Origin of the sequence: Rhizobium sp. BK418 (assembly GCF_004341105.1) — a bacterium.
In the GTDB taxonomy this organism is placed as follows: domain Bacteria; phylum Pseudomonadota; class Alphaproteobacteria; order Rhizobiales; family Rhizobiaceae; genus Rhizobium.
In genome coordinates, this window is sequence record NZ_SLZK01000004.1 from 287,850 (window position 1) to 304,282 (window position 16,433).

The following is a 16,433-nucleotide window of genomic DNA, read 5'->3' on the forward strand; positions in this document are numbered from 1 at the left end:
GGGCACAGGGCGCGGCGACCCGGTCAGCGATGCCGGAGGTTGTTCCAGGAGGTGCGCATCATTGTATGTAAGACGCGTCCCGCTCTCGGCGCAGTCCGATATCTCGCCGGCAGACGGGCGTAGTGAATGGCCCGATCGAGAAAGGAAGGATCGCACACCGAATCTCCAGGGGGGCAGGGAGCGCAACTTGGAGAGTTGCGCTCCCTGTGGCCTGCCGTCTCACCAGTCCAGGCGCAGGAGAGACACGCCCTGACGCGGCAGGGAGAACTTGAGATCGATCTTGCCGTCCGTGACCGAAACTGAAGCCTTGTTGTCGATCTCAGCAAGCTTGCCGGAGGCTTCGAGCTTGGCGTAGTCGGCGTCTGCAATATCCTGCGGCTTGCCCATTTCCTTCCAGATACGGAAGGAGTTGGAATGCTGCTCGTCCATACGGAAGTGCTTGAGCGCAGCCGGGCGATTGCCCCAGCCATCGATCGAAAGATCGACCTCAGCGGCAGGGCCGGTCTCGTCGTCATCATGATAGTGCCAGACGAGAACCGAGACGCCTTTGTCGTCGCGGGTCGCCACGACATTCACGTCAGGCTTGTCGCGAACGCCGTGGCTCATGATGTCCTCGATATCGCGGCGATAGTCGCTTTCCGATTCCAGCCATTCGCCGCCGAGCTTGCCGAGCATGCGAAAGCCGTTCAGCACCGCCTTGTCGACGCCATTGGTCGCCAGGTCGCGGAAGCCGTCGAAATAAGGCTGGTCGTCGAAGAGGAAGGCCCAGGTCACCGCGCCTTCGATCTCGATATTGGCGCGGCGTGACAGTTCGTAGGTGCGGATCATGCTTTCGACGACATAGACGCCGTAGAGTGGACCGTTGCGATAACCGTTCTGCGGATGGACGCGCGCGGAGCAGGCGGCGCATCCTTCGGGATCGGACTCGCCAATGACGACGGGTAGGTGCCGAAGTTCCGGGAATTCGTTGATGATGGCAAGATTGGTTTCGATGTCGCGTAGCTGCTTGTGCAGGCCCATGCGCACATGGCCGTCGAAGATGACCGGATTTCCCTTGGCGTGGAAAGCAATGAAATCCAGCGGAGGCTTGTTTTCGACGACGTGGCGCAGGAAGGCGCGCAGGAAGGTCTGGGCCTTCTCGTTGGCAAAGGCGCCGCACGTGTGCGGGCCGCCGACGCGGGCCTTCGGCAGGGCGCGTTTCACCGCTCGTGCGCTTGCATCATACATGGCGCAGAATTCCGGGATCGTACCGGTCCAGTAATGGCCGTCGGGTTCGTTCCAGACTTCCCATGGCCAGGAGGAGACGACGTCTTCGCCGTAGCGATCGGCCAGATGCCGTGCCCAGGCCTCGATCAGGTCGCCCCATTTCTTCAAGTCTTTCGGCGGTGCGGTCCAGCCGGTAGTAATCGTCGCATATTTGTCGGCAGGCTCCCAATGATGCTTGTAGGGGCCGTCGAAATCGGAAAGCGCTTCCGGCGTGAAGCCGATCTGGATCAGCGGGATGTTGCCCGCTTCCACATAGGCATCGAAGATCCGATCGATGATCGTCCAGTCGTAAACAGGATTGCCGTCGGCATCCTCCGTATAGGCATTGGTCGAGCCCCATTTCAGGGCAGGCTTGCCGTCTCCGCTTGTCAATAGATTATGCGCGCGGATGCGTGGCGCGACGGGGCTGAGCTCGGTCAACTCCTTCAGGAGCTTCTTGCCATGTGGGGAGTAAGTATAGTTCGGCTCGTCATAACCGAACCAGTTCCACAGTGGCTTGTAGGGCCCGGTCGGCCTGCCGGCGTGAACGGTGATGGTCACGTCATAGGAACTCGTCATCGTCTTTTCCTCTTGAACGGTCATGCCTCAGCCTCCTCCCGAAGGCCGACCGACCAATTTGTGATGAAGTGCGGCCGTCTTGGGAGGGCGCCGCGCTCGCCGCAAAAGCTAAGCGAAACAGCCATTTTGTCAATAATATAAAAACTCATGCTTAGACGGCGATTAAAAAATGCTGGAAATTCCGCGAGTTTTTGGCTTTCTGAAAATTTCCTGTTGCCGTTTTGCGAAAAATTGTCGATAAATGTTGAGGCGAAGCTTGCCGTCTGGAGGAGTCATATGGACTGTCAGGTCCCTATGAAGACGCTTTCGCCGGAACGCGATCGATAACGGATTACGGGAAGCGCCCGCCTCTGCGGGCCAAGGAGGAGGAGCGTCCGATGAAGTTCCCAAGATTTGCAGTCATTGCCTTATTGTCTCTCGCCGCTCTGCCTGCTTATGCGCAGGATTTCATTGCGGGTATTCCGCGCAATGAAACTCTGATCATCCAGGGCACGCCGCAGCAGAATGCCGACTGGTTTAATGTCTGGGCGCCAGGCGGTGGCGGGGCTGCCAATGTCAACGGCCTGCAGCAGCTGACGACGGATACGTTCTGGTTCATCAATCCAGAGGGCGGTCCGGACGCCTGGCAGAATGCGCTCGCCACCGAGCCGCCGGCCTACAATGCCGATTTCACGCAAATGACCGTGAAGCTGCGCAAGGGCATCTATTGGAGCGACGGTGTCGAATTCACCAGCGATGACGTGGTCTATACGGTCAAGACTCAGATCGACCATCCCGGCATGTCCTGGAGCGCGCCGTTTTCCGTCAACGTTGCCAGCGTAGAAAACCCTGATCCGCTGACAGTGGTCTTCCATCTGAAGAAGCCCAATTCACGCTTCCACACGCTATTTACAGTGCGGTGGAACGCCGCCTGGATCATGCCCAAGCATGTCTTCGAGAAAGTCGGCGATCCTCTGGCATTCAAGAACAATCCGCCGGTGTCTCTCAGCGCCTATGTGCTGCAGAGCTATGACAAGGGCGGCAACTGGACCATCTGGAAGCTACGAGACGATTGGCAGCGCACCTCCATCGGCATGGCCGCCAAGGAACCACCGCAAGTCAAATATGTCGTCTATCGTGCTGCCGGTAATCCGGAAGCCCGCGTCATCGAGCAGCGCAACCATAATCTCGACGTCATCAATGACATGGCGCCCGAAGGTATGTTCGCCATGATGCGCGACAGCAAGAGCGTCGCTTCCTGGCTTAAGGGCTTCCCCTACGCCCATCCGGACCCGACCCTGCCGTCCGTGTTGTTCAACACCAAGAAGCCGCCCTTCGATAACAAGGATGTCCGCTGGGCGCTGGCACTGATGATCGATATCCGTGCTGTCGCACTTGGCTCCTATCGCGGTGCCGCCAACCTCGCAGCGCTCGCCACGCCGCCGACGGGTTCCGCACCGGACGATTATTACGCGCCGATGCAGGACTGGCTCACCAATTTCGAGCTCGATACCGGCAGCCGCAAGATCAAGCCCTATGACCCCAATATTTCCGCGCAGATCGCCACCATGGTTCGCGGTCAGTGGGGCGACCAGATTCCCACCGATCCGAAGCAGCTTCAGCGCACCTTCGGTTTCGGCTGGTGGAAACAAGACGTGCAAGCCGCGAGTGAGCTGCTGCAGAAGGCCGGTTTCAAGAAGAGCGGCAATCAATGGCTGAAGCCCGACGGTACGCCGTTCACGATCCGCCTTCAGGTCGAAGGCGACGCCATTCCGACGCTCGCACGTGCCGGCACGGTCATTGCCCAGCAATGGAGCCAGAACGGCATTGCCACGAAAGTGGATGTTGCTGGCCCTACCAACGGCCAGCGCCTCAGTACCGGCGATTTCGAAGCTGCGATCTACTGGAGCATCGAAACGTGGGGCGGCCATCCGGACCTGTCCTTCTTCCTGGACAGCTACCATTCGGAATTCATCAAGCCGCTCGGCCAGATCCAGCCGCCGCGTAACCTGCAACGCTGGCAGGATCCGCGCCTCGACCAGATCATCGCAAAAAATCGATCCATTGCCTTCGATTCCTCTGATGTGACGAAGGTCGGCCAGGACTTCCTGAAGCTGGCCGTCGAGGAGATGCCGATGATCCCGCTGATGGCCTACAACAAGTTCGCGCCGTTCGACACGACCTACTGGACCAATTATCCGAGTGCCGAGAACCCTTATTCGGCCTCGGGTCCGAACTGGTCGAACATCCGCTACATGGTGACCGGCCTGAAGGCCAATCAGAACGCTCCCAAAAACTGATCGCGTCGACATGGGAAGTGGCCGGGCTGCCGGCCGCTCCCCTTCATGCTATTGGAGGGTGAATGCCATGAATGGTTTTCTGATCTATGTGGGCAAGCGTTTCTTGCAGTTCCTCTTCGTCGTCGTCACCGGCATCACGCTTGCATTCCTGATTGCGCATTTCTCTCCGGTCGACCCGGTGGAACAGACCGTCTCGCTATTGACCAGCTTCGGCTCCACCGATCCGCAGGCGGTCGAGATCCTGCGCCAGTCGCTGCGGGAACTCTATGGGACCGGCGGCCCTCTCTTCGAACAATATTTCACTTTCTGGGGGCGGGTGCTGACTGGTGATTTCGGTCCGTCGCTATCGTCCTTCCCGACACCGGTCATGACTGTCATCGGCCGTGCCTTGCCGTGGACAGTCGGCCTCTTGACGCTCGCGACCATCATTGCGTGGATCATCGGTAATCTGCTTGGCGCGCTTGCCGGCTATTTCCGAAACAGCCGCGTGCTCAAGCTTGCCGGCATCGTGATCATGGCGCTGCAGCCGATCCCGACTTACATTATCGGTCTCAGCCTCGTCATTCTTTTCGGCTTCATCTGGCCGATCCTGCCGATTAGTGACGGCGCGCAGGTCAATCTCGCGCCTGCTTTCAGCTGGACCTTCATCAGCTCGGTGATCGAACACGGCATCCTACCGGCGCTGACGCTTGTGCTCGTCGGTATCGGCGGCTGGTTCATCTCTATGCGCTCGCTCGTCTCCAACATCGTCACCGACGATCATGTCGTCTATGCCGAGCTCGGCGGCGTGCGCTCAAGCCGCATCTTTTCGCATTATGTGGCGCGCAACGCCATGCTGCCGCAGGTCACGGGCCTGGCGCTCAGCCTCGGCAATGTCTTCGGCGGCGCCGTCATCGTCGAATTCGTCTTCAACTACCCAGGCATCGGCAAGCTCCTGATCTCGGGCATTTATTCCGGCGATTACAGCCTGGTGCTCGGCGTCACCACGATCGCGATCATTGCCGTCGCCTCTGCCGTCTTCGTGATCGACATCATCTATCCGCTGATCGATCCGCGCGTGAAACTGGGATAAGTGCGATGTTCAAGATCCTCAGAGACCTGCTCCGCTACAACAAGGAGTTCCTGTTCGGGACGATCCTGATTTTGATCATTGTCGGGTTGATCGTCTCCTCTTTCTTCTCTCCCTACGACGAGACTGCCATCTATGTCGTGATCCCCGATATGCCGCCATCGGCCGAGTTCTGGTTCGGTACGACGTCGCGCGGTCAGGATGTCTTCTGGCAGATCGGCGCGTCGCTGCGTAACACGTTGCTCTTCGGCATCATCGTCGCCGTCGTCAGCCGCCTCATTGCGCTCGTTGTCGGGCTGGTCTCGGGTTACGTCGGCGGGCGAACCGACCAAATCATCATGGGCATCAACGATACGCTCGGTGCGCTGCCGAACATTCCGATCCTGCTTCTGCTGGTCTTCGTGCTGCGCGACCAGATGACGTGGTCGGTGCTGGCGATCGTCGCAGCCTTGCTTGGCTGGACGCATGACAGCCGGCTGATCCGCTCGGTGGCGCTTTCTCTCCGCCATCGCGAATTCACGCGGCATGCGGTCTTTTCCGGCATGCGCACGTCGCAGATCCTCATTCGCGAGCACCTTCCCTATGTCATGCCGATCGTCTTCTTCACGACGATGAACAACCTCATCTGGGCGATCGGTCTGGAGGTGACTCTCTCCATCCTGGGCTTCTCCGACATCAACCGGCCAACGGTGGGTGGCATGATCTATTGGGCAAATGCCCATTCCGCCATGGTCGCCGGCGTCTGGTGGTGGGTCGCCTTCCCGATGCTCTTCGTAGTGATCCTCTTCCTCGGCCTCTTCATGCTCGCCATGTCGGTCAACGAATATATCGATCCGCGCTCGCGGCTCGCCCGAATGGGAGCCTGAGACGATGCAGAACCTTTTGAGGAAAGCGCCTTTGACCCTTGTCGAGAATTCCCGGGACGCGCTGACGATCGACGGACTGAAATGCTATTACGTCAATGATTATTTCGGGGTCCGGCGTGAGATCCGTGCCGTCGACGATATCAGCCTGACCGTCCGCAAGAACGAGATCTACGGTATCGCGGGCGAATCCTCGAGCGGCAAGACGTCGCTCATCAAGACGCTTGCCGGCGCCATCCGCCCGCCGATGCGGGTGGTTGGCGGCACGGTCAATTTCAATTTCGGTGGCAAGCCAATCGACGTCTATGGCGAGCCGCAGAAGATGCGTGCCGCCCGCTGGCGTCACCTTTCCTATATAATGCAGGGTTCGATGAATGTGCTGAACCCGGTTCGGCGCGTGAAACACGCTTTCAACGACTTCGCCTCCCGGCACATGAACCTCGATCCGGCGGCCTTCCGTCAGCGTGTCGAGGCCCATCTTGCCCGCCTGCATCTCGATCCGCATGTGCTTGAGGCTTTCCCACATCAGCTCTCCGGCGGGATGCGGCAGCGTTTGACCATTGCGCTTGCGACCGTCTGCGAGCCGGAGTTCATCATCGCCGATGAGCCGACGACGGCGCTTGACGTGCTCGTACAGCAAGATGTTCTGGCGCTGATCAAGGAAGTGCAGGCGCGTATGCAGTCCTCTGTCATCTTCGTGACCCATGACATGTCAGTGCATGCCGCCATCACTGATCGGTTGGCTATCATGTATGCTGGGCGGCTTGCCGAAGAGGGGCCAACCCAGGCGATCTTCGACAATCCGCAGCATCCCTATACGGTTCACCTGATCGGCAGCTTACCGCGGATCGGCGATACGAGAACGAGAAAGAGCCTGCAGGGCAAACCGCCGGCTCTTTCCAATCCGCCATCGGGATGCCGCTTCCATCCGCGGTGCCCGATCGCGATCGACCGATGCTCGAAGGAAGTCCCGGCCATGCTGCCGAGTGCGACTGGCGGGCGTGTGGCCTGTTTCAGGGCAGGGGAGTACAAGATCCAATGAGCGGCGAAAACCTTCTCGAACTTGACAATGTCAGCAAGTTTTTCCCGATCGGCGGCTTTTTTTCGCGCGCCAGGATGACAGCAGTCAATGAGGTCAGCTTCGCCTTGGAAACTGGTCGACCGGAGATATTCACGATCGTCGGCGAATCGGGCTCCGGCAAGTCGACGCTTGCCAAGATGATCCTGGGCAGCGAGACGGCCGACCGTGGCACGATCCGCTTTGATGGTGCAGACGTTGCCGGTATGCGCAGCCGTGGAGCCCGAGAAGCCTTCATGACCCGGGTCCAGCCGGTATTCCAGAACCCGTTCGAGGCTTTCAACCCACTCACGCGCATAGACGAGTATCTATTTTCCACCGCCCACCGCTTCAAGGGTGCGAAGAACCGCGCTGATCGTGAAGCACTTACCGATGTGGCACTGCAGCGGGTCGGCCTTTCTCTTGCGGAAATCCGCGGTCGCTATTCGCACGAATTGTCGGGTGGCCAGCTACAGCGTGTGGCGATCGCCCGCGCGCTTATTCCCGAACCGAAGCTGATCGTCGCCGACGAACCCGTTTCCATGGTGGACGCATCGCTGCGCATGTCGATCGTCAATCTGTTCCGCGAGCTGCGTGACACACTGAAAGTGTCGATCATCTATATCACCCATGATCTTGCGACCGCCTACTACATTGCCGACCGGGTCATCATCATGCGCAAAGGCGTGGTGGTCGAAAGCGGTGACGCGCGCACAGTGCTCGACAATCCTCAGCACGAGTATTCGATCGCCTTGAAGAATGCGGTGCTGCCGCCCGATCCGCATGATGCATCGGCCATCATCCGCGAGCGCCAGCAGGATGCCGGCGCATCTGCGCCTCGCAAGATTGTGAGCGCCTGATCATTCCCTGTCGAAGCCTGGCCTCGCCCCAAAGGAGGGAGGCCAGGCTTTGTTTCAGCAGGTGCGGAAACGCAGATTGCCGGGCGAAAGCTCGCTGACGGAGGCGCAGCCCATCAGCTTCATGCCGCGCTCGATTTCCGTTCGCATTTGCAGAAGGGCGCGTTCGACGCCGGCCTGACCGGCGGCGGCAAGCGGGAAGAGATAATAGCGTCCGACGCCAACGGCCTTGGCGCCGAGCGACAGAGCTTTCAGAACATGCGTGCCGCGCTGGACGCCGCCATCGACCATCACGTCAATGCGGTCGCCGACGGCATCGACGATTTCCGCCAGCTGGTCGAAGCCGCTGCGGGAACCATCGAGCTGACGCCCGCCGTGATTGGAAAGCACAATGCCGGTGCAGCCGATATCGATGGCGCGCTTGGCATCCTCGACCGTCATGATGCCCTTCAGGCAGAAATGCCCGCCCCAGGTCTTGACCATGTCGGCGACATCGTTCCAATTCATGGCCGGATCGAGCATCTCGGTGAAATAGCGGCTGATCGACATTGTGCCGCTGCCCATATCGACATGGCTGTCGAGCTGCGGCAGGCGGAATTTCTCATGGGTGAAATAATTGATCGCCCAGCCGGGCTTGACTGCAAACTGTGCCATGCCGGCAAGGTTGAGCTTGAAGGGAATGGCAAAGCCGGTGCGCTTGTCGCGTTCGCGGTTGCCACCGGTAATACTGTCGACAGTCAGCATCATCACCTGCACGCCCGCCTGTTTCGCCCGCGTCATCATTTCACGGTTGAGACCGCGGTCCCGATGGAAATAAAACTGATAGACCTGCGGCCCGTTGCTGATCTGCCTTGCCTCTTCCAGGCTGATCGTGCCGAGCGAGGAGACGCCGAACATCGTGCCGAATTTACCGGCGGCATGGGCGACCGCCCGTTCGCCTTCGTGGTGGAAGAGCCGCTGCAGCGCCGTCGGCGAGCAATAGATCGGCATAGCGAGCTTCTGGCCCATGACGGTGACCGACATGTCGACCTCGCTGACGCCACGCAGCACGCTTGGCAGAAGATCGCAAGTTTCGAAGGAGGAGGTGTTGCGCCGGTAGGTCACCTCGTCATCGGCTGCGCCATCGATATAGTTGAAAATCGGGCCGGGAAGACGCTGCTTGGCGAGACGGCGGAAATCGTGGAAATTATGGCAATCTGAAAGGCGCATACCTGTATCCAATCGAGGGCCGGCACGTCACGCCTCCGCGTGCGGCTCAGCCGATGAACGGCCGCGAGACCTCCTCGTCTTCGCGATCCATGTGAATGGGATACGATTATTGTTGCACCAATCTCAAGCTCTCTTGCGTGCGCTTCCGTCGCCTTCTCGGATAAAGGCGCATTTTATTGCGGGAGATACGTCAGCGACCGCTTTTGACTGCAAGCCAGATGACGTGCCGCGCTCCGCCACGCTTGCCGTTGGCGCGCGTATTGACGGCATCGACGGCAAAGCCGCTATCCTTCAGCCGGCGGGTGAAGGATAGCTCCGGTCCGGAGGACCAGACGGCGAGAACGCCGCCAGGGCGAAGCGCTTCGTGGGCGGATTTCAGCCCGGCATAGTTATAGAGCCGGTCATTGGATTTGCGGGTCAGGCCGTCAGGACCGTTATCGACATCAAGCAGGATGGCATCGTAACCGGCCTTGCCGGCACGGATAGCTTCACCGACATCGCCCTGATGGATCGAGACACGCGGATCGTCGAGGCAGCCCTTGAAGACCTCCGCCATCGGGCCGCGCGCCCAGGCGACGACCGCAGGCACAAGCTCGGCGACGACGATACCTGCATTCTCAGGTACGACCGCGAGTGCGGCCCTTAGCGTAAAGCCCATGCCGAGCCCGCCAATCAGGATCTCCGGCTTCGGATGCGATTTGATCCGCTCAAAGGATAGCGTGGCCAGCGCCTCCTCGGAGCCGCTGAGGCGGCTGTTCATCAGCTCGTTGGCGCCGAGCATGATCGAAAACTCGTTGCCGCGCTGCTTTAGCCGCAGCTCTCCACCGTCGCCGGGAATGGTCGCGGAATCGAGCTGGATCCAGGGCAGCATGGTGGTTTTGTCTCACTGAAAGGAACCGTCACCTAGCATAGGGCGACGATCGAAGCCAGCAAGCCTTGCTCAGACAACTCGGATGAAATGGTCGGCTTCATGCTCCACCACCTGATCCTGCGGCACGGCGGAGCGGCGGCGAATATCCTCGACCTCCTGCGGCTGCAGACGTGTTCTCGGATCGTCGAAGCGCACATCCGGGTCTGGGACCGCCGACAGCAGCAGCCGGGTATAGGGATGCGAGGGATTGTCGATCACCTTGGCGGTGCTCCCCCATTCGACGATCTGGCCGGAATACATGACGGCGATATCCTCTGCCACATAACGAGCGGTGGCGATATCATGCGTGATGTAGAGCAGGCCGAGATTCATCTCCTTCTTCATGTCGTTCAGGAGATTGAGAACGCCCAGGCGGACGGAAACGTCGAGCATCGAGGTGGGCTCGTCGGCGACGATCACTTCCGGCTGGGCGGCGAGGGCGCGGGCGATATTGACGCGCTGGCGCTGGCCGCCGGAGAGTTCGTGCGGATATTTCGGCGCGACAATATCGGGATCAAGCTTCACGCGCTCAAGCAGTTCGCGCGCGGTCGCATCAACCTGTTTGCCACGTATGTCAGGTCGATGCAGCCTCAGCGGTCGCTGGAGGTGGTGGGCGATCGTGTGGGCCGGGTTCAGCGAGGCGAAGGGATCCTGGAAGATCATCTGCACGGAACGCCGGTAACGGGCGATCTCGTCCGACCTTGAGCTTTCGACGGGCCGGCCTTTGTAGAGGATCTGACCAGCCGTTGGCTGATATTCGCGCATCGCCATGCGCGCGCAGGTCGTCTTGCCGCTGCCGGATTCGCCGACGAGCGCCAAAGCGCGGCCGGCACGGAGGGAGAAGGAAATGGCGCGGGCGGCGTGAACCGCGGAAGCACCGTGACCGAAGGTCTTAGTCACCCGATCGAGGGCGAGGATGGCATCGCTCATAGCAGTACACCTCCGCGAAGCGAGGGGAAGGAGGCCCAGAGTTTCTTGGTATAGTCATGCTGCGGCGTCTTGTAGATTGCCTCGGCACCATTCTGCTCGACGAGCTTGCCCTGGAGCATGATGCCGATGCGGTCGCAGAACTGCACCATCAGCCCGAGGTCATGGGTGATGAAGAGCACCGAGAAGCCGAATTGCTTCCTGAGTTCATTGATGCGCTGCAGGATTTCGCGCTGCACGACCACGTCGAGCGCTGTCGTCGGCTCGTCCATGACGACGAGCTTCGGATCGAGCGCCATGCAGATGGCGATGACGATGCGCTGGCGCATGCCACCGGAAAACTGGTGCGGATAGTTGCGCATGCGATCCGGCGCGATATCGACGAGCCGCAGCATCTCGGCCGTACGCTCGCGCGCCTCAGCCTTTGTCATGCCCTTGTGGGTACGCAACACGTCGTAGAACTGGTCCTCGATGCGCAGCACCGGGTTCAGCGAATTCATGGCGCTCTGGAAGACCATGGCGACTTCGCGCCAGCGGAAGGCGGCAAGCGCCTTTGGATCGAGATCCAGTACATCGCGGCCGGCAAGCAGAATCTGGCTCTCCTTGCGGATCAGCGCCGGTGGCTTGTGCAGCCGGCTGATGGAAAAGGCGATCGTGCTCTTACCGCAACCAGATTCGCCGGCCAGGCCGAAGACTTCGCCCGGGGCGACATCAAAACTCACATTATCGACGGCGCGAAAGTCCTTTTCCTCGCCGATGTAATCGATCGTGAGGTTTTTTACGGAAAGCAAGGGTTGCGTCACAGGCGACCCTCCCCGGAGCGGATGAGAGCGGTCCAGCGGCCGAGCTGGTTGCCGGTGCGCAGGCGCGGATTGGCGATTTCGTCGACGGCGAAGTTCAGCAGCGACATGCCGATGCCGAGGAAGGCCAACGCAAAGCAGGGTGTGAGGATATCCCACCAGGCGCCGACCGAAAGCGCGGATGCCTTTTGCGCATTATAGAGCATGGTGCCCCAGGACACGACGCGCGGGTCGCCGAGACCGAGGAATTCCAGCGTTGCTTCGGTGATGATCGCGAAGATGACGCTGCCGATGAAGTTGATGCCGACGATGGAAATCACGTTGGGGAAGATCTCGAATGTCATAATGCGCCATTGCGGCTCGCCCATCATCTCAGCCGATTTGACATAGTCCTTCTGCTTGACAGAGAGCGTTTCGGCGCGGGTGACGCGCGCACCCCAGGCCCAGGACGTGCCGCCAAGGATGAGCGCGATGACAAGCGGGCTCGCCTGGCCGATGAAGGCTGCGAGGACGAGCAGCAACGGCAGGTTCGGCACGACGAGCACCATGTTCGTAAAGAAGCTGATGACCTCGTCGGTCTTGCCGCCGCGATAGCCGGAGATGATGCCGAGCGCGGTACCGACGGCGGTGATCAGGAGACCGGCGCCGAAACCGACGGCAAGCGAGGTGCGCGCGCCATAGATCATCCGGGCAAAGACATCCTGGCCGATGCGGGTCGTGCCGAGAATATGCTCCGCCGACGGCGGCTGGTGCGGGCGACCGGTGCGGGCGGCGGGATCGTAATGCGTCAGCAGCGGTGCTGCGATCGCCACGATGACGATGAAGGCGATGATGGCGAGGCCGATCAGCGCCTTGCGATTGCGGAGCAGGCTTTTCATCTCACGCTCCCTTCAGTCGCGGATCGAGCAGCACATAGCTGACATCGACGATAAAATTGGCGATCAGCATGGTCGCGGTCATGATCAGAAGCTGGCCCTGGATGACGGGGTAATCGCGGGCGAGGATCGCCTGGTAGAGGATGTTGCCGAGACCGGGATAATTATAGACAACCTCCGTCACCAGCGAGCCGCCGAGAATGGTGCCGATGGCGATTGCGAGGCTCGATACGGTTGGCAGCAGAGCGTTGCGGGCCGCATACCAAAGCATCACATGCCGGTCCGACAGGCCCTTGGCGCGGGCCATGACGATATAGTCCTCGCCGAGCAGGTTGATCATGTTGTTGCGCATGGTCACGGTAAAGCCGCCGACCAGCACGGTGCAGAGCGTGATCATCGGCAGGATGCCGTGATAGGCCACACTGCCGATATACTGGAAGCTGAAGGCCGGATCGAGCGAGGGATCGGCCGCGTAGCCATTCGGAAACCAGCCGAGCGTGAAACCAAAGATGAAAAGCACGATCAGCGAGGTGACGACGGCTGGTACCGATGTCGCGAAGATCGCGCCGATTGAGACGATGACGTCGAACTTGCTGCCGCGCCGCCAGGCGGCGACGATGCCGAGGAAGGTGCCGAGCGCGAAGCTGACGATCGTCGCCGTGCCCATGAGGCCGACAGTCCAGACCAGCGCATGGCCAAGCACAGATGTGACCGGCAGCGGGAAATACTTGATCGAGCGACCGAGATCACCGGTGAAGATGCTGCCGAGGTAAGTGAGATATTGCTGCCAGAGTGGTCCGTCAACGAAGCCGAAGGTGAGCTTCAGGGCCTGCAGGCTTTCCGGCGGCAGTTCGGCGCCCGCGCTCGAAAACATGATGCGCACAGGATCGCCCGGCATCAACCGGGGCAGGAAGAAGTTAATCGTCGCTGCCGCGATGAAGGCTGCTAGGTAGAAGACGAGGCGGCGAAGCAGAAAGGCCATGGGGACTCCGTCAAAACGGAAGCGGCGCTTGTCGCGCCGCTTCCGCCGTTTGTAATCGTGGCTTACTTGACCGGCTCAAGCGCCAGCAGGTTCAGAAGACGTGCCGGGTTTGTGCGCGAAATGGACGGATTGACGAAGGGGTTTTCCTTCGTAGACCAGCCGGTGAAGCGCTTGGTATTGTACTGATACCAGTTGGGATTGTTGAAGACCGGGATGACAGGCATGTTTTCGGCAACGATGCGCTGAGCCTTGTTCATCGCGTCCTTCTGCTTGTCGAGATCGGCAGTGTGGGTGAACTGGGTCACCAGGTCTTCCACTTCCGGGCTGAACCAGCGCTGGGCGGTGAAGCGGGTCTTGCCCTTGTCCGAAGCGCTGAAGGCGCGCTTGTAGGGGTAGTAGGGCGAGGCCGAGGCCGGCAGGCTGTTGATCGCCGCATCGAACTTGCCGTCGATGAGGTCGGAGGTCCAGACGGCTTCTTCCGGCGTCTCGATCTTGGCGTCGATGCCGACGGCCTGCATGCCTTCGATGGCGATGTTGACCGTGTCGATCCAGTCTGTCCAGGCGTTCGGAACGATGATCGAGAAGGAGATCTTCGAACCATCAGGATTGTCGCGCAGGCCGTCGCCGTCCTTGTCGACATAACCGGCTTCGTCGAGCAGCGCCTTGGCCGCATCGGCGTCATAGGCGCCGAACTTGCCGAAGTCGGCCTTGACGGACGGGTCCGCCCAGCTCTTGTAGAGCTCGCCCATCAGGCCCGGATCTTCGTTCAGCGTCGGGTAGCCGTAGCCGGCAACGTCGATCATCGTCTTGCGGTCAAGCGCCATGGAGACCGCGCGGCGGAACTTCACGTCGTTGAAGGCCTTCTTGTTGTCCTCGTTGGAGGTCTCCAGGTTGAACAGGAAGGCGACCATGCTGCTCGGCGAATACCAGTAATGATAGTGGTCCGGATCCTTCGAAACATAGACATTGTCGATATCGGGAATGAAGGAGACGCCCCAGTCGAGTGTGCCGTCGGCCGTCGCCGTCAGGATCTGGTTGTTGTCGGCAAGCTGCGGAAAGCGCATGCAGTCGATCTTCAGGTGCTCGGCATCCCAGTAATTCGGGTTGCGGCACTGGTCATAGGTCTGGCCGGTAAAGCGCGGCACTTCCGTCAGCGGGCCGCTGCCGACAGGATTTTCGTTGGCGTAGGTAACGGGGTCGGCAACGTCCTTCCAGACATGCTCGGGCACGATCGGCAGCTGCGAGAGTTGCTCGGCCGCCAGCGAACTCGGATTGGCGAGCGTGAAGCGAACCGTCTGAGCATCGACGGCCTGAACGTCGGTGATGAACGTCCAGATGCTGACGAAGTCGAGCGCCGGGAACTTCTTCAGATAGTCATAGGTGAACTTGACGTCGGCGGACGTCAGCGGCTGCCCGTCGGACCATTTCAGGTTTGGACGCAGCTTGAAATCGATGCTCTTCAGGTCGTCGGAGAGCTTGAAGCTTTCGGCCAGGCGATAGACCGGCTTGTTGCTGTCGAAGCGGTTGAAGATGACCAGCGGCTCATAGATGAAGTCAAGCGTCGACTGGCGCGACGAGGTCTGGTTGAACGGGTTGAAGTTGCGCACCCAGGTCGTCGCCGGCTCGATATTGGCCGTCAGGATGGTCTGCGCTGTGGCTGAGCCTGACAACATGGTCAGGGCCGCAGCCGCCAGGATATATTTCTTCATGTCAAATTCCCCTTTTCTTATGCGGTGAAGAATAGCCGCGCGGTCAGGAGACCAGCGCGCTCGCAAACATGGCTTCGACTTTCGCATGGGCGGCACGGTAGTCGATCTTGAGATTGCCGAGGCGGGCCTTGCCGGCGGCGATACGCTTCTGCGCGTCCTCGGTGAGTGGGCGAGCAGCCTTGGCGGCGGCCTCGCTTTCCTTGAGATCGCCGTGGCTGTGAAGTGCGATATCGAAGCCAGCATCAAGGACCTGGGCGACGCGTTCCGGCAGGGTGCCCCGCAGCGATTCCATGAAGATGCAATCGGAGATCAGCACGCCGTCATAGCCCATCTCGTTGCGGATCACGTCATGCATGAGCGGCGAGATCGAGGCCGGCAGTTCCGCATCATAGGCGGAGTAGACGACGTGAGCGACCATGGCCCAGGGCGCGTCCTTCAGGGCGACGAAGGGCTTGAAGTCGGTGGCGATGAGCGTCTCGCGCGAAGCGTCGACGACCGGGCGCTCCTTGTGGGAATCAAGTGTCGCTCGGCCGTGGCCGGGAATGTGTTTCATGACCGGCATGTTGCCGGTTTCCAGGAGGCCGTCGACCACTTCACGCCCAAGAGCGGCGATAAAATCCGGATCAGGGCCGAATGAGCGGGCGCCGATGACCGCGCTCGTCGTTTCGAAGACGAGGTCGAGAACGGGCGAGCAGCCGCTCGAAAGGCCGAGTTCGCTCATCATCGCGCCCATGGCCTGGGAGGAAAGACGCAGCGCTTTCTTACCGACTTCGAAATCACGACGCGCGAGCTCGGCGAACTGGCCGAAGCTGCGAAAGATCGGCCAGGCGCCGGCATCGAGATGCTGCACGCGGCCGCCTTCCTGGTCGGTGAAGACGGGCGCGTCGTCGCGGCCGACGGCCTCGCGGAAACGCTCGATCAGGATCTTTGCCTGCTCCGGATTGCGCAGGTTGCGGCGGCCGACGAAGAGGCCGAGCGGATTGGTCTCGCGGAAGAGGGCAAATTCATCGTCTGACAGCGTCGGATTGGGGAGGCCGACGAAGAGAGCGAGCGGGGTCGAGGACACTATTTC

14 protein-coding genes are annotated in these 16,433 nt (G+C 60.4%); 5 read left to right on the forward strand and 9 right to left on the reverse strand.

What is annotated here, in order from left to right:
• Positions 1-219: 219 nt before the first annotated feature.
• Positions 220-1,848, reverse strand: coding sequence for a beta-xylosidase (locus EV281_RS18285; protein WP_132654840.1), 1,629 nt, complete (start codon positions 1,846-1,848; stop codon positions 220-222).
• A gap of 353 nt (positions 1,849-2,201) precedes the next feature.
• On the opposite strand from EV281_RS18285, the gene EV281_RS18290 reads away from it, so the two are divergent.
• The 5 genes from EV281_RS18290 (at position 2,202) to EV281_RS18310 (ending at position 7,952) form a co-directional block, all read left to right on the forward strand.
• Positions 2,202-4,103 carry an ABC transporter substrate-binding protein gene (locus EV281_RS18290; protein WP_132654842.1) on the forward strand — a complete coding sequence of 634 codons (1,902 nt, stop codon included), beginning with the start codon at positions 2,202-2,204 and terminating at the stop codon, positions 4,101-4,103.
• 67 nt (positions 4,104-4,170) lie between these two features.
• Positions 4,171-5,175 carry an ABC transporter permease gene (locus EV281_RS18295; RefSeq protein ID WP_132654844.1) on the forward strand — a complete coding sequence of 335 codons (1,005 nt, stop codon included), beginning with the start codon at positions 4,171-4,173 and terminating at the stop codon, positions 5,173-5,175.
• Positions 5,176-5,180: 5 nt separating this feature from the next.
• On the forward strand, positions 5,181-6,038 hold the full coding sequence (locus tag EV281_RS18300) for an ABC transporter permease (RefSeq protein WP_132654846.1): 858 nt from the start codon (positions 5,181-5,183) through the stop codon (positions 6,036-6,038).
• Between the two features lie 4 nt (positions 6,039-6,042).
• On the forward strand, positions 6,043-7,077 hold the full coding sequence (locus EV281_RS18305; RefSeq protein ID WP_132654848.1) for an ABC transporter ATP-binding protein: 1,035 nt from the start codon (positions 6,043-6,045) through the stop codon (positions 7,075-7,077).
• On the forward strand, positions 7,074-7,952 hold the full coding sequence (locus tag EV281_RS18310; RefSeq protein ID WP_132654850.1) for an ABC transporter ATP-binding protein: 879 nt from the start codon (positions 7,074-7,076) through the stop codon (positions 7,950-7,952). The genes EV281_RS18305 and EV281_RS18310 overlap by 4 nt, the downstream gene beginning before the upstream one ends.
• 54 nt (positions 7,953-8,006) lie before the next feature.
• On the opposite strand, the gene EV281_RS18315 is transcribed toward EV281_RS18310, so the two are convergent.
• The 8 genes from EV281_RS18315 to EV281_RS18350 all read right to left on the reverse strand — a co-directional run bounded on the left by EV281_RS18315 (position 8,007) and on the right by EV281_RS18350 (position 16,427).
• Complete coding sequence (locus EV281_RS18315; RefSeq protein WP_132654852.1) at positions 8,007-9,158, reverse strand: alpha-hydroxy acid oxidase; 1,152 nt, start codon at positions 9,156-9,158, stop codon at positions 8,007-8,009.
• A 190-nt stretch (positions 9,159-9,348) separates the two neighbouring features.
• Positions 9,349-10,029 carry a hypothetical protein gene (locus tag EV281_RS18320; RefSeq protein ID WP_132654854.1) on the reverse strand — a complete coding sequence of 227 codons (681 nt, stop codon included), beginning with the start codon at positions 10,027-10,029 and terminating at the stop codon, positions 9,349-9,351.
• Between the two features lie 69 nt (positions 10,030-10,098).
• Positions 10,099-10,998: an ATP-binding cassette domain-containing protein gene (locus EV281_RS18325; protein ID WP_132654856.1), complete on the reverse strand. Its 900-nt coding sequence runs from the start codon at positions 10,996-10,998 to the stop codon at positions 10,099-10,101.
• Positions 10,995-11,798, reverse strand: a complete 804-nt coding sequence (locus EV281_RS18330; protein WP_132654858.1) for an ABC transporter ATP-binding protein — start codon at positions 11,796-11,798, stop codon at positions 10,995-10,997. Before EV281_RS18330 ends, EV281_RS18325 begins: the two co-directional genes overlap by 4 nt.
• Positions 11,795-12,673: an ABC transporter permease gene (locus tag EV281_RS18335; protein WP_132654860.1), complete on the reverse strand. Its 879-nt coding sequence runs from the start codon at positions 12,671-12,673 to the stop codon at positions 11,795-11,797. Before EV281_RS18335 ends, EV281_RS18330 begins: the two co-directional genes overlap by 4 nt.
• A gap of 1 nt (position 12,674) precedes the next feature.
• Positions 12,675-13,652 (reverse strand): ABC transporter permease, encoded by a 978-nt coding sequence (locus EV281_RS18340; protein WP_132654862.1) that lies wholly within the window; start codon positions 13,650-13,652, stop codon positions 12,675-12,677.
• A gap of 62 nt (positions 13,653-13,714) precedes the next feature.
• Positions 13,715-15,361 carry an ABC transporter substrate-binding protein gene (locus tag EV281_RS18345; protein WP_132654864.1) on the reverse strand — a complete coding sequence of 549 codons (1,647 nt, stop codon included), beginning with the start codon at positions 15,359-15,361 and terminating at the stop codon, positions 13,715-13,717.
• A 43-nt stretch (positions 15,362-15,404) separates the two neighbouring features.
• Positions 15,405-16,427, reverse strand: a complete 1,023-nt coding sequence (locus EV281_RS18350; RefSeq protein WP_132654866.1) for a glycoside hydrolase family 3 N-terminal domain-containing protein — start codon at positions 16,425-16,427, stop codon at positions 15,405-15,407.
• Positions 16,428-16,433 lie beyond the last annotated feature (6 nt).

Bases quoted from the DNA above. Each gene is read 5' to 3' on its own strand.
- EV281_RS18285 (WP_132654840.1), bottom strand. From the start codon at position 1,848: ATGACCGTTCAAGAGGAAAAGACGATGACGAGTTCCTATGACGTGACC.
- EV281_RS18290 (WP_132654842.1), top strand. From the start codon at position 2,202: ATGAAGTTCCCAAGATTTGCAGTCATTGCCTTATTGTCTCTCGCCGCT.
- EV281_RS18295 (WP_132654844.1), top strand. From the start codon at position 4,171: ATGAATGGTTTTCTGATCTATGTGGGCAAGCGTTTCTTGCAGTTCCTC.
- EV281_RS18300 (WP_132654846.1), top strand. From the start codon at position 5,181: ATGTTCAAGATCCTCAGAGACCTGCTCCGCTACAACAAGGAGTTCCTG.
- EV281_RS18305 (WP_132654848.1), top strand. From the start codon at position 6,043: ATGCAGAACCTTTTGAGGAAAGCGCCTTTGACCCTTGTCGAGAATTCC.
- EV281_RS18310 (WP_132654850.1), top strand. From the start codon at position 7,074: ATGAGCGGCGAAAACCTTCTCGAACTTGACAATGTCAGCAAGTTTTTC.
- EV281_RS18315 (WP_132654852.1), bottom strand. From the start codon at position 9,158: ATGCGCCTTTCAGATTGCCATAATTTCCACGATTTCCGCCGTCTCGCC.
- EV281_RS18320 (WP_132654854.1), bottom strand. From the start codon at position 10,029: ATGCTGCCCTGGATCCAGCTCGATTCCGCGACCATTCCCGGCGACGGT.
- EV281_RS18325 (WP_132654856.1), bottom strand. From the start codon at position 10,998: ATGAGCGATGCCATCCTCGCCCTCGATCGGGTGACTAAGACCTTCGGT.
- EV281_RS18335 (WP_132654860.1), bottom strand. From the start codon at position 12,673: ATGAAAAGCCTGCTCCGCAATCGCAAGGCGCTGATCGGCCTCGCCATC.
- EV281_RS18340 (WP_132654862.1), bottom strand. From the start codon at position 13,652: ATGGCCTTTCTGCTTCGCCGCCTCGTCTTCTACCTAGCAGCCTTCATC.
- EV281_RS18345 (WP_132654864.1), bottom strand. From the start codon at position 15,361: ATGAAGAAATATATCCTGGCGGCTGCGGCCCTGACCATGTTGTCAGGC.